This is a genomic window from Flectobacillus sp. (assembly GCF_049240685.1).
Taxonomy (GTDB): domain Bacteria; phylum Bacteroidota; class Bacteroidia; order Cytophagales; family Spirosomataceae; genus Flectobacillus.
In genome coordinates, this window is record NZ_JBMLSD010000500.1 from 3,800 (window position 1) to 17,367 (window position 13,568).

Annotated in this window: 10 protein-coding genes; 3 read left to right on the forward strand and 7 right to left on the reverse strand. The window is 37.4% G+C overall.

Going from position 1 to position 13,568, the window contains the following annotated elements; genetic code table 11:
• Positions 1 to 103 precede the first annotated feature (103 nt).
• On the reverse strand, positions 104 to 2,005 hold the full coding sequence (locus tag ACOVQ4_RS23070) for a glycoside hydrolase family 13 protein (protein ID WP_421822939.1): 1,902 nt from the start codon (positions 2,003 to 2,005) through the stop codon (positions 104 to 106).
• Between the two features lie 460 nt (positions 2,006 to 2,465).
• Between ACOVQ4_RS23070 and ACOVQ4_RS23075 the strand changes: the two genes are divergently transcribed.
• The 3 genes from ACOVQ4_RS23075 (at position 2,466) to ACOVQ4_RS23085 (ending at position 6,731) form a co-directional block, all read left to right on the forward strand.
• Positions 2,466 to 4,184 carry an alpha-amylase family glycosyl hydrolase gene (locus tag ACOVQ4_RS23075; protein WP_421822940.1) on the forward strand — a complete coding sequence of 573 codons (1,719 nt, stop codon included), beginning with the start codon at positions 2,466 to 2,468 and terminating at the stop codon, positions 4,182 to 4,184.
• 74 nt (positions 4,185 to 4,258) lie between these two features.
• Positions 4,259 to 5,590 carry an MFS transporter gene (locus ACOVQ4_RS23080; RefSeq protein WP_421822941.1) on the forward strand — a complete coding sequence of 444 codons (1,332 nt, stop codon included), beginning with the start codon at positions 4,259 to 4,261 and terminating at the stop codon, positions 5,588 to 5,590.
• A 385-nt stretch (positions 5,591 to 5,975) separates the two neighbouring features.
• Positions 5,976 to 6,731: an N-acetylmuramoyl-L-alanine amidase-like domain-containing protein gene (locus tag ACOVQ4_RS23085; protein WP_421822942.1), complete on the forward strand. Its 756-nt coding sequence runs from the start codon at positions 5,976 to 5,978 to the stop codon at positions 6,729 to 6,731.
• 87 nt (positions 6,732 to 6,818) lie between these two features.
• Here the strand turns inward: ACOVQ4_RS23085 and ACOVQ4_RS23090 are convergent, their stop codons facing one another.
• From ACOVQ4_RS23090 to ACOVQ4_RS23115, 6 genes are all read right to left on the reverse strand, one after another.
• Positions 6,819 to 7,763 (reverse strand): universal stress protein, encoded by a 945-nt coding sequence (locus tag ACOVQ4_RS23090; protein WP_421822943.1) that lies wholly within the window; start codon positions 7,761 to 7,763, stop codon positions 6,819 to 6,821.
• A 181-nt stretch (positions 7,764 to 7,944) separates the two neighbouring features.
• Positions 7,945 to 8,376, reverse strand: coding sequence for a hypothetical protein (locus ACOVQ4_RS23095; RefSeq protein WP_421822944.1), 432 nt, complete (start codon positions 8,374 to 8,376; stop codon positions 7,945 to 7,947).
• A gap of 270 nt (positions 8,377 to 8,646) precedes the next feature.
• A complete protein-coding gene (gene nhaD / locus ACOVQ4_RS23100) occupies positions 8,647 to 9,924 on the reverse strand; it encodes a sodium:proton antiporter NhaD (protein ID WP_421822945.1) in 1,278 nt (425 codons plus the stop codon).
• Between the two features lie 32 nt (positions 9,925 to 9,956).
• Complete coding sequence (locus ACOVQ4_RS23105) at positions 9,957 to 10,208, reverse strand: hypothetical protein (protein WP_421822946.1); 252 nt, start codon at positions 10,206 to 10,208, stop codon at positions 9,957 to 9,959.
• A 156-nt stretch (positions 10,209 to 10,364) separates the two neighbouring features.
• Positions 10,365 to 11,771: an aldehyde dehydrogenase family protein gene (locus tag ACOVQ4_RS23110; protein ID WP_421822947.1), complete on the reverse strand. Its 1,407-nt coding sequence runs from the start codon at positions 11,769 to 11,771 to the stop codon at positions 10,365 to 10,367.
• 258 nt (positions 11,772 to 12,029) lie between these two features.
• Positions 12,030 to 13,238 carry an MFS transporter gene (locus tag ACOVQ4_RS23115; protein WP_421822948.1) on the reverse strand — a complete coding sequence of 403 codons (1,209 nt, stop codon included), beginning with the start codon at positions 13,236 to 13,238 and terminating at the stop codon, positions 12,030 to 12,032.
• Between the last annotated feature and the right edge of the window lie 330 nt (positions 13,239 to 13,568).

Genomic DNA, 13,568 nt, shown 5'->3' on the forward strand with positions numbered 1-13,568 from the left:
AAACATAATCCTCATACAGTCCTGATTAGGAATACTAAATTTCATTCTTTCATTCCCTTCATTCTTTAATTCTTTCATTGTCTTCATTCTTTCATTGTCTTCATTATTTCAACTCAATCACTTGAATTGACATCGCCGGAACCTTGATTTTCTGCAAAGTAGAAATCATATTACCAGAGACAACCTCTTTACCAGTTGAAAAACCACCTAAAATCTCCGCAAAACGGTCGGTAGATAACTCCTTGTCATCCTTATTTTGACTCATAATTACCATAACCGTTTGTTGTGCATCGTATCTGAAATATACATACATACCATCTTGTGGTAAAAACTGCATCAATTTTCCAGTAGTCAATGCAGATGAGTTTTTACGGAAGTTAGCTAATGTTTTCACAAAATTAAAGGCCTCATTTTCTTTCTCTGTGCGTCCATTCGCGGTAAATTTATTCACTGTATCCTCAGCCCAACCGCCTGGGAAATCTTGACGAACTTCTGCATCTGATGGATTTTTGAAGTTTTTCATCAATACTTCTGTTCCATAATACAAATGAGGCGTACCTCTGGTAGTCAACAAAAAGCCTAAACCTAATTTGTATTTGTTTAAATCTTCACCAATTACTGAGAAATAGCGGTCTTGGTCATGATTATCTACAAAAGTCATATTCAAATCAGGGTTTTGATAAAGGGCGTCCATCGACAATACCTGATAAATACGATTGAAACCTTTTCCCCAATCAAAATTTTGATTCAAAGCATCATTGATAGCTGTTTGCAAAACAAAATCATTGGGTGATGGCAAATTACTTTTGAAAGGCAAATTGATATTATTTTTTACATGATACGCCTGACTGTAGATATTCTGCACCGCATTTTCACCCGTAATAAACATATCTGGATACTCTGCAAAGAGAGCTGCATTACAGCGATTCATAAACGGTAAATCATTGTACTGATACGTATCTACACGCCAACCGTCAATTCCAAAATACTCCACAGTCCAAAGAGCGTGCTGAATCAAATAATTGGCGACAAATGGATTATTTTGATTTAAGTCAGGCAAAAAAGGAACAAACCAGCCGTTCTGCTGAATTTTAAAATCAGCTTTATTGCCATGCAATACATCTACAACTGGCTCATCACGATAAGAAGTATTGGTATAATTATCCCATTGATTCAACCAATCTTTTGAGGGCATATCCTTCAGAATCCAGTGGTTGATACCCACGTGGTTATAAACGGCATCTTGAATTACCTTCAAGCCTTTTTTGTGAGCTTCTGTAACCATTTCCAAATAGGCTGCATTGCCTCCCAAACGACGGTCAACATTATATTGGTCGGTAAACCCATAACCATGATACGCCGAACGCATGGCACCACCTTCGTTTGTCTGAGGTTGATCATTTTCGATTACTGGGTTCAACCAAAGCGCCGTGGCTCCCAATTCTTTGAAATAATCAAGATGTTGCGTTATCCCTTTCAAATCTCCACCGTGGCGTGCAAAGGGATTTTTACGGTCTGAAATTTTGTCAGCCATATCGTCAAACTTGTCATTACTTGGGTCGCCGTTCGAAAATCTATCTGGCAAAATCAAATAGATAAAATCCTTAGAATTTACGGTCTGTGGTTTTTTGTCACGTACACGCAACTCAAAAGGTTGGGTCAATTTTACGATTTGATCCACTATTTTTTTCTTCCCCTTCTGCACCTGAATGGTTTTAGTCATTTCTACATTCAAAGTTCCTGCTTTGGTTTCGGGGGCAATAGTCAAATCAAGAAATAAATAATTGGGATTCTCTACCGTATTAACTTTTTGAAGCGTAACGCCAGGATAATTGATTTTGACATCAGCACCTTTTAAGTTTTTACCATATACCAATAATTGTAAAGATGGGTTTTTCATACCCACCCACCAGTTGGTAGGGTTTACACGTTGGATACTTGGTGTTTGAGCAATACCCAAAAAAGTACCTCCCAAAAGCATCAAGGATAAAATTGTTTTTTTCATGTTTATAAAGAGATGGTTAATGGAAAAATAAGTCATTAAGCTATTGGATATGAGTAATAAGGCAAAATAGCCAATCCAATAATACATATACAAAGTACAAAAAAAACGAAGCATGTAGCTTCATGACAACTTTAAAAGTTTGCAATTTTTCAAATAAAATGAAGAAAATCCTAATAATAAAATCTTAAATTCGAGCAAAATTTTCACAAAGCTATAAAGCATTAAAAAGAATTGAATCTGTGCTAAACTGTGCTAATAGCCAAATATTATTTTAAAAATGCATAAAAAACACTTCATTTTCATAACAATATTGGGAGGCCTTTTCCTGAATTTGGCATCCTTCTCGCAAACTAAAAAATCAACTAAAACTCAAGTTTTGGTCAACAACAATAATTCTAGTAAATTAAAGAATAAAGATAAATCCCTGACAAAAACTAAATCAAGCGAGAAAACGAAGATTATGACCCAGAAAAACGACAAGTTAGTCATTCTACAAATGATGTTCCACCTTTGGGGCAATACCAATTCAACCAATAAAATGAATGGTTCTGCTACCGAAAACGGAGTAACAAAATTCAAAGACATCAACGATAAGGCGTTGAAAGAATTGAAAAAATTTGGCTATTCACATCTGTACATGACTGGTCTTATTGAACATGCAACGATGGAAGATTTAACGGCGTTAGGTATTCCAAAAGACCATCCTGATGTGGTAAAAGGCCGTTGTGGTTCGCCTTTTGCCATCAAAGATTATTATGATGTAAATCCATTTTTTGCGACAGAACCAAGTAAAAGAATGGAAGAATTTGAGGCAATGGTAGCCCGAGTTCATAAAAATGGTTTGAAGGTAGTAATTGACTTTGTACCAAACCACGTAGCACGTGTATATCATTCGGATATGAAGCCTGCGGGTGTACGTGATTTTGGTCAAGATGATGACATAAATAAAGGTTTTGACCCACAAAATAATTTTTATTATCTCCCACACACGCAGTTTCAAATTCCTGATGGAGTAAATCCTCCTGTCAAACCTGAAGGGCCATACATCGAGTCACCAGCCAAAGCTTCGGGTAACGACGTATTCTCAGCAAAACCTACCATCGATGACTGGTTTGAGACTGTAAAATTAAATTATGGGGTAGATATTCTCAATGGACGAAGTCGCCATTTTGACCCAGTTCCTTCTACTTGGATTAAGATGGTAGAAATTTTAAAATATTGGTCTGCCAAAGGTGTCGATGGTTTTAGATGTGATATGGCCGAAATGGTACCCGTGGAATTTTGGCAATATGCCACTTCTGCAATTAAAAAAGAGTATCCAGAAATGGTTTTTATCGCAGAAATCTACAACCCTCGCGAATACCACAACTATATCAAGGTAGGAGGATTCGACTATTTGTATGACAAAGTTGGCTTGTATGATGGACTAAGAAGATTGGTTGAAAATAAACACGAAGCAACGGTCGAAGATATAACACGCGTATGGCAACATGAATCGGGGGATATTTCGGAACACATGTTACGTTTCTTAGAAAATCACGACGAGCAACGTATCAATACACCTGCTTTTGCCAAAGGAAATCCGTTTGCGGCAGTGCCTGCAATGGTAGTTACCGCTACACTGCACACAGGACCAATGATGATATACTTCGGTCAAGAATTAGGGGAAAAAGCAGATGGGAAAGAAGGCTTTAACCAAGCTGATGACCGTACTACCATGTTTGATTTCTGGGGAGTTCCTTCTCATCAGGCATGGATGAATGGAGGTAAATTTGATGGCGCAGGCTTGACAGAGGAACAAAAGAATTTACAGGCATTTTATAAAGGTTTGTTGAAGTTTGTCAATGGTTCTGAAGCAGTACAAAAAGGCGCATTCTTCGACCTACAATACATTCAAAATCATGAATATGACCGTCGTAAGGTATATTCCTATTTACGTTACAGCGAAAATCAAAAATTGGTAATAGTCTGTAATTTTGACCATTTTCAAGAAAAAAACATCAACCTTCACATTCCAGATGGTGCTTGGTCGGTAATGGGACTTGACCCTAACGGTACTTATACCTTGAAAGGTGCTTACGAAGCAAAAGGCTCTCAAAAAATCAATGCAAAGGATACTATCTCTATTAAAGTTGCGCCAAACTCGGCGGTAATTTATGAGATTTCTTCTAAAAAATAGTACATTTGAAAGTGTAGAGTTTTGTATTTGAATAAAACTTTACACTTTCACCCAATAATCCATTAACCATAAACATGAAAAAAATTAATAAACCTTCCTTGAGTCTGGCGCAAATTATCAATATGAGCGTTGGTTTCTTGGGTATCCAATTTGGCTTTGCCCTTCAAAATGGCAATGCCTCTCGAATTCTTCAAACGTATGGCGCCGACGTCGAACACCTTTCTTGGTTTTGGTTGGCCGCACCACTCACAGGCATGATTGTTCAGCCAATTATCGGGCATTATTCAGATACCACCTGGGGACGATTTGGTCGTAGGAAACCATACTTTTTAACAGGAGCCATTTTAGCAGCAGTTGCATTGGCTTTTATGCCCAATGCTTCATTTTTGGCAGGTATCCTTCCTGCAGTAGTATTAGGAGCAGGTTTTTTGATGTTTATGGATGCCTCTTTTAATGTTGCGATGGAACCTTTTAGAGCTTTGGTAGCCGACAACTTGCCTGAAGAACAAAATACCACAGGTTTTTCGGTACAGACTACCTTAATTGGCATTGGAGCAGTTGCAGGCGGTTTTCTTCCTACTATTCTTAATAAAGTATTCAACATATCGAACGAGTCTATCAACGGAAACGTACAAGACAACGTTCTTTACTCATTTTATATAGGTTCTATTGTGATTTTAACAGCCATTCTTTGGACAGTTTTTACCACAAAAGAATACTCTCCTGCTGAGAGAAAATCGTTTGGTTTTGAAGATGAATCACACGACCAAGCTAGTTTAAAAGATATTTTCAAAGACTTTGCTCAAATGCCTACAACAATGAAGCAATTGGGCTTGGTGCAGTTTTTCTCGTGGATTGCCTTATTTTCTATGTGGGTTTACGCTACTCCAGCTATTGCACATCAGGTATATGGTTTGCCTTTAGAAGATCATAGCTCAAAGGCCTATAACGATGCTGGTGACTGGGTGAGTTCTTTATTTGGGATTTACAACGGTATTTCGGCGCTTTACGCTATAGCTTTACCCAAAATTGCTACACTATTTGGCAAAAAAACTACTCATGCGTTTTCGCTAATTTGTGGGGGATTAGGGCTAATTTCGATATTCTTCATCACCGACCCAGACTATTTAATTTTTAGCATGGCTGGAATCGGTTTTGCATGGGCCAGTATTTTGGCAATGCCGTATGCAATTTTAGCTAATAGCATTCCTATCCACAAGATGGGTGTGTACATGGGCATTTTCAACTTTTTTATCACCTTCCCACAAATCGTCAATGGTATTTTTGGTGGTATGATTGTGAAGCATGTTTATGGCTCCAATTCTGTTTATGCTTTACTATTAGCGGGCGTATTCATGATTTTGGGAGCAATCTCTGTCATGTTTGTGAAGGAAAAAAAATCATAAAAGTTGGTATAATTTATAAGCTCTCTGATTGCTGGACAAAATGAAAATTGAGATTTTGGTGTTTAGACTATTTAAAAAAATGAGTCTAAAACTCAGCCTTGAATTAGTTAATTCAATTTTGTCTAGTAATCAAATAAGCTTTGCAAATCATGGCTTAAGCTGTTAGTAGATAGATTTTTAGGTATATGTCTCTCTATTTTTAAATCGACAAAAGCATAATTAATCGGGATAAGTTTCCAATAAGAAGTTTTAATCTTGCGTTAAAGAAATAAAGCGTAAACATTTTATTACTACTACCGTGTCATTATTTAAAAAAGCATATTCGTTAAAAAGGTTTAAGGTAATTGCCTTAAACCTTTTATTTTGTGGGACTAGTTGGGCTGCAATGGCTCAAGAATCTGATAAAAGTATTTTTGAAGCGACTATTCAAAAAAAATACAGCTCAGAAAAAGGTCAAAGAGTAATTGAAATTGCTCAGACATTTTTGGGCAAACCCTATGTAGCTCACACTTTAGAAAGCAAAAAAGAAAGTGTAATAGTCAATCTTCGAGAATTTGACTGTTCAACCTTGGTTGAGTCGGTATTGGCTATTTCGCTATGCAAAAATGGTTCTTATGAGGAGTTCAAACGAAATCTCGAAACCCTACGCTATCGTTTTGGTCATGTAAATGGTTATGGCTCTAGGCTTCATTATTTTACCGATTGGTTGAAAGAAAACGAAAGAAAAGGACTTATTAAAGACCAAACACAAGCCTGTGCTGGAAAACCCTATAAGAAAACTGTGTCGTTTATGACCTCTCATTTGCCGCTCTATCCTCAACTCGAAGATTATCGAGCCCTTGAGGCGGTAAAAATGGCAGAGATTGAATTAATGCGCAAAAGTTTCTTCTATATCCCAAAGGCTGAGGTGGCCAAGAAAGAGTCGTGTATTCAAAATGGCGATATTATTGCCATTACAACCTCAAAAAATGGTTTGGATATTTCGCATCAAGGCTTGGCGATTGTAGTCAATGGGCGAGTACATTTATTACATGCCTCACAAGATTTAAAAGAGGTTATTATTTCGCCAGAACCACTTGCTGAATACCTAGCGAAGCATAGTTCACAAACAGGCATCATGATTTCGAGGCTTGTAAAATAGAAAAACCTCAAACAGGGAATTGGTTGCCAAGGCCTGTTTGAGTTTTTTTTTAATAAAAATCACCAATAATCAACTTAGGTTCAACTCCTAGAGCACTGTACCCGAAAATGGATACCCGTATCCAAGGTTTTCCAAAATCTCTTCTGGAGTAGCATCGCTTTCTTTGATTTTAATCGAAATTTCAGGGCTTACCGACAGCACAGGTATTCTTGAATGATTCACCACTTGTTGAGAGTAACTTCCCGCAAAATATTTGGCAAAAGACGTCGTCGTAGAGGTAGTCATCACAATCAAATCTGCGTTTTCAGCATTTGACATTTCGAGTACTCTTGCTGCCAAATTAGCCCCTGAATAGTTAGACAGCGTAAATTGTTTGTTTTGACTTTCCAAGAATTGGGTAAATTGCCCTACAAACTCTTCAACTTTTGCCTTATCATCTTGACTTTCTTGATCACTCAATCCAACGATTAACCATTCAGGATTATCAGATGGTGATAAAAGTGCCTCGGTAATAGGATATTTATCCAATGCACCCAATACCGAACGAATCGGGAATAATACTTTATGAATACCTTCCCAATGATAGTGAGTTGGAATAGTCAAAACAGGACATTTTGCACGTTTCACCACGCTGTAGGCATTTGTCCCCAAAAGGTCATCTAAGCTAGTTTCTGTGCCATGACTTCCCATAACCAACAAATCTGCCTCTATTTCTTCAGCGGTTTTTACAATCATTGGAGTTACTTCACCGTGTTTCACAATACTTTCTACCTCCCAATAACCTTTACCCTTGAAGCGGTCATAGAGTTTTTCTAAACGTTTCTCATGTTCTTTATCTATGCTTTCAGAGGTAAAATCAACAATCAAACTACCATCTTGGGCAAACATCATGATGCCTGGTTCAATAATATGTAGCAAGTACAGTTTTGCCTGATGTTTTTCTGCGACTTGAATTGCTGCTTTCAAAGCATTTTCTGAGGTTAGGCTGAAATCAATAGGCACTAAGATTTTTTCGATTCTCATACGTTCCATAACTCTTACAGGGATTTAATTCAAATATTAATTACAAACTAGTAACGAATTGAAATTACAAAAAATACAATCTGGAATGATTAAAGTCATATTAAAAAAAAATTAGAAGATTTTAAGAAAAAAAAGCCCTCCTGTAGGCTATACAGGAGGGCGTTAAATCATCTATAAACGTAAAGAAAACCTATCTTCTTCTTTTTCTTTTAGATTTAGTCACTATTTTTTTGCTGGCTGCAGATTTGTACTGAGACTCTAATTCCGAAATACGAGCCTTGGTAGCCTCAACTTGTTCTCTGTTTGACTTGTCCAAAACCTCATAACTAGCCGAAAGTTGGTTATAGTCAGTCAACAAACGATTGTAGCGTTCCGACAAGCTTTCCATGGTTTCTTTACCATCTTCTTGGCACTTTACGTAATCTTCTGTTTTCTTTTTGAACTGGCTTTCGAGACTGAAACGGAAACTACTAAGTTCAACATTCTCTTCTCTTTCTTTTTTCAAGGTATTTTCTAACTGTGCTACTTGTTGTTGCAAAGCAACTAATTGCTTTGACTCTGTACATGAGGTTAAGAAAAGAGCTGCAGCGCCGATGGAAAGATATTTTATAGAATTATTCATATTCACTTAGAGTTATGCGTTTAATACTGGATTATAGTTGAAAAAAGGGAAAGCGTTGAATTCGAATCCCTGACCTTAGCAAACCAAATCAGTAAAATAAGGTTTTACAAATTTACAACAATGTATTGTGAATACCTTCATTTGCTAATTTTTTGGTATTGAATCCGAAAAAACACCAAAATTTAAAAAATATTCGTGTTAAAAGTGCTACTATTAGCAATAATTAATATACTATTTGCACAATTTTAGCAAAAATCCCTGATTTTATGCTTAATGAGTGAATGAATATAGCCCTAAATAGACCAAAGCACCAGCCACATAACCCAAAAAAGCCACAAATGTAATTTTCTTGAAATACCACATAAAATCTATTTTTTCCATCCCCATTACTGCCACACCTGCTGCTGATCCAATAATTAGCATACTTCCGCCTGTTCCGGCACAATAGGCCATAAACTCCCATAATTTGGAATCTGTTGGAAACGTTTTTAAATCATACATCCCCATCGAGGCAGCTACTAAAGGAACATTGTCAATAATAGACGACGCTATCCCTATCACAAAAACTATCAAATCCTGATTACCGAGGGTTTGGTTCATCCATTCGGCAAAGTGATGTAACTGCTCGGTACTTTCTAATGCTGCTATGGCTACCAAAATTCCAAGAAAGAAAAGGATACTTGGAGTATCTATTTTTCTTAAAGCATGGACTGCCGAATACTTCGATTTGGTTTCATCATCTTTATTTTTGTGTATTAATTCAGACACAAACCACACAAATCCCAGTCCCAAAAGCATTCCCATGTAAGGAGGCAAATGCGTAACTGTTTTGAAGATAGGAACAAATATTAATGCTCCAAGCCCCACGGCAAACATCAGATTTCTTTCGGCAGTCGGAAGAGACAAAGCATTGTCAACTCGCGTTGAAAAGAGGTTTCCTTTGGGCTTTATGGTAAAATGTAAATAAATTAAAGGCACAACCAAGGATACAATACTCGGAATAATAAGTTGAGTAATTACTCCCATAGCACTTACCTGTTTGCCAATCCAAAGCATTGTTGTGGTAACATCGCCTAATGGAGACCAGGCGCCTCCAGCGTTGGCTGCAATTACTACCAAACCTACCATTATTTTGCGGGTTTCACTTGAGACTAATATTTTTCTTAAAAGCGAAACCATCACAATGGCAGTTGTAAGGTTGTCGAGTACGGCCGACATAAAAAAGGTCAGCAAAGCCACCAACCACATCAAATGCTTGATATTCTCGGTTTTAATTTTTTGAGTAATAATGGCGAAGCCATCATGTGCGTCCACTAATTCGACAATGGTCATTGCGCCGAGTAAGAAAAACACAATTTCGGCGATATCTCCCAGATGATGAGACAATTGCTCTCCAACAAGATGTGTTTCCGACGAATAAAGGGCATACACTGCCCAGCACAATACACCTGTGAGCAAGGCGGTGGCTGTTTTGTTAATGTGAATTGTGTGTTCTAAGGTGATGGCAAGATAGCCCACCACAAAAATAATAATCATCAAAGTGGTCATTACGTATGTTTTTTGGGGATTAAATGTAGGTTTTAATGAGCAGACTGATTTTCAGCGGATTGAGAGTACGAGTGAAGCTGTTGTAAAAGTAAATCGTGCTGAATACGTATCGAATCGTTTAAATTTTTATATTCTGACAAACGCTTCGAGCAAGAATATTCCGATATGCTAAGGAAGATATTGGCCAAGATCGATAATACCAAAAATGAGCTCAGTAATATTACCCCAAAAGGTGTTCTTTTAGGAGATGGTTCTTTCATTTTTGTGGTAAGTTTGATTTGCATAGAATTTTGATTTGATGAGTAACTGTCATATCTATGTTGCAAAACAAGCTTTAAAGCTTCAACATCTCATGAATAATTCCTTAGAATTTCATTAAATCATTGATTTTGAATAAATAAAAAATGGTATCCGAACTTAATCAGATACCATAGCCATACCTAAGATTTTATCCAACCTATGCCAAAAGGTTTTTGAGTATTGATAATAAATGTTTTTTTTCTAAAAAACTTTTTGTAGTTCGAAAAAGTCCCTTCAAATTCTAAGGTCTCAGGATTTGTTTGAGGATGTTGCCCTACCTGTAAAACCTCCTCTAAGGCTATATCGTTGATGGATAGATAGGGTATCGAAAGTTTATCACCTAATGCAATTGCCTCAGTGGCTGTTTTTGAGAAAATAGCACCTGAATGCGCTTGAGTGATTCCGTTTACCCATTCACAAATTTCTTCTGTATCCTGATAGGCCATTACAGGCAAGATTGGTGCCAGTGTTTCCTCATTCAAGATTTTCATACTAGGTTTAACATTGGTGATAATAGTTGGACGACAGTAGTATCCTCCCTCCCATTTCTCGCATTGCCCTATGCCTGTTAGTAGTTTAGCACCATTTTCGAGTGCCTCCCAAAGCTGACCATTGATGATATTAATTTGGGGTTCGGCGATAATTGGGCCAATCTGACCAGAATCGGTAGTCGGATAGGCCAATCGAATCAAATTTGCTTTACCAACAAGGCGCGATAAAAACAAATGATATACATTACGATGCACATACACTCGCTCGATAGACGAGGAAGATTGACCTGCATTCCAAAAACCACCCAACAAAATCGCAGAGGAGGCATTCTCCAAATCGGCAGTTTCGGTAACAATAACGGTATTTTTTAACCCATGCTGAATAGATGAAGGTTTGAATAACTTATGGGCAATATCTGAAACTTGTCTTGCCTCTGTGGCCGTTCCATTATAACAAACAAAGTCTACATTAGAACAAAGTGGCTCAAGAATTTCGTCGGTTCCTTCTACTAGCGACAGTACTTCTCGAAGTCCTCTAGTTCGGTGAATGGTATGGTTGAGGGTTCGTACAAAACGCGGTGTCACACAGCTGGGTTTTGCAATGACGGAACTTCCAGCAAGTAAAGCAGGAATAATTTCTTTCATAAGATGCGCAAAAGGGAAGCACCACCCACTCACTACCCCAACCAACGGAAAAGGCTCATAATGATTTTGGAGTTTTAATACAGGAATAGACGTAGCCATATTTTCGGGCTCTCTTAGTATCTTTTTGGCTATTTCGCACCAGCTGTCAATCGCTCTTAATACATAATTCAACTCCTTCTCAGATTCTGTTTTTCTACCTGTATCATCAATCAATGATTCCAGCAAATCTGTGGAATAGTCTTCAATAAGGGTATGCCACTGTTGAAGAACCCTCACGCGCTGCTCAATTCCTTTGGCCAACCATCCTGGCTGTGATGCCCTTAATGAAATAGTTTTAGAACGTACACTATTTGCATCTATAGGTTGGATAGAAAAATCAAATTTGCCAGTTCGTGGGTTTCGTATTTCCATAAAATTACTTTCTTAATGTATTATGTTAACAAATGTAAAGAATTGCTTTCGCTAAACTATCTGCCCTTTTGACAAAATTCTCGTTTTCGATATTCTATAACTTTGATTAGCTTAGGTAAAATGAAGTAACTAGTTTTTAGCATAAGTAGGAAAACGTTATGCGTTAATACCATATTGACTACTTGAAGTCACTCATAATCAAAAAATTACAATCAAATTTTACCTCAGCTATACTATTGATTTAATCTTTCCTTACACCTAGTAGTATTCGACTTTACGCTTTGTAGTTACTAAAATCAACAAAATCGCCGTGATACAAAGTATAATCATTAATAAAAAAGCATCGTTGTAAGAACCAGTCTGTGCTCTAAGCTGACCCACGGCTCGAATCCCGATACTTCCCGCAAGGGTATCAACCATCGTAAAGACCCCCAAAATTAAACCGAAAGATTTACCTGCATAATGCTCGGCAATTAGTAGCTGAATCATGGTAAAGGCACCCGAATATCCCATCCCTAAAATAATAGCTGCTAACGGTAGCAAGCTAGAATGTTGTAGACACAGTTTTAAAAAAAAGACTCCTAAACCCAACACCACAACAGACCCAAGCATGGCGGCCTTCTTTTGTATTTTATCACTGATATAACCAAAAATTAGCTTCCCAACTATACTACAAAAGAAAAATAAGGTGGCAAAGCTGGCGGTTTCGGAGGGTTTTAGCGACAAATCACTCAGAAACAAATCTTTATTAAACAAGATGGCGTTTATACAAAACCATAAAACTGCCGTTGCCATCAAAAGCGTATAAAATGTATTTTGACGGAGCACATCTTTGAGCTTAACCTCCGATGAGGAACTTAGTTTTGGGACTAATTCACCTTCTATTTCTGACGAAGATGGCCGATTCTTCAAGAGTAGTTGTGCCAAAAGTATCAATAAAACAATTGGTAAACCAACATAAGTAGCAGCAACGCTCCACCCCTCACTTTCTAGCAAATGCCCTGTGGGTTTGCTAATTAATGTAGCTCCCAAGCTCGAAGCATTCAAAAATATGCCCAAGGCCAAGCCACGACGTTTTTCAAACCATCGACTAATCAAATATACACTTGGAATAACCCCACCCAAACTAAGCGCAATTCCAAAAAACACATAATAGATTTTTAATTGCTCAAATGATGCTATGTATGGAAAAAACACAAACAACAAGGCCATCAAAAATGCTGCAATACCCAGAATTAATCGCGGCGCAAAACGGTCTAGTAACCAACCACAAAAGGGAGAAAACAAGGCTAATACCAAGTACATGTTACTTGGCGCTTGCGTAATGAGGCCTTTGGACAAAGAAAGCTCTTCTGAAATACTTGGATAAAACAATGGAATTGTATAAATTCCATATCCATTGGAGCCAATATATACAAGCGACAAACCTAACAACACCCACCATCCTCGATAGATTTTTTGTATCATAGATACCATTTTTTTGTAAACAGGCACAAATCGATAAATTCGACTTTATGAATGCTGATTTTGGAGTTAAGTTAGTACGAATTTTTCAGGCGATAGGCAATAAGCATTAGGCAATAGGCGATAGGCAATAGGCAATAGGCAATAAGCAATAAGCATTGAGCTAAAGAAAAAAGCCATTTTATAAAAATATAAAGACCTTTTGCCTAAGGCCTACAGCTTAAAGCCTACAGCCTAAATCCAGATACTTAAATTTAAGTTTTTAGGCAATAAGCATCGAGCTAAAGAAAAAAGCCATTTTATAAAAATATAAAGACCTTTTGCCTAAGGCCT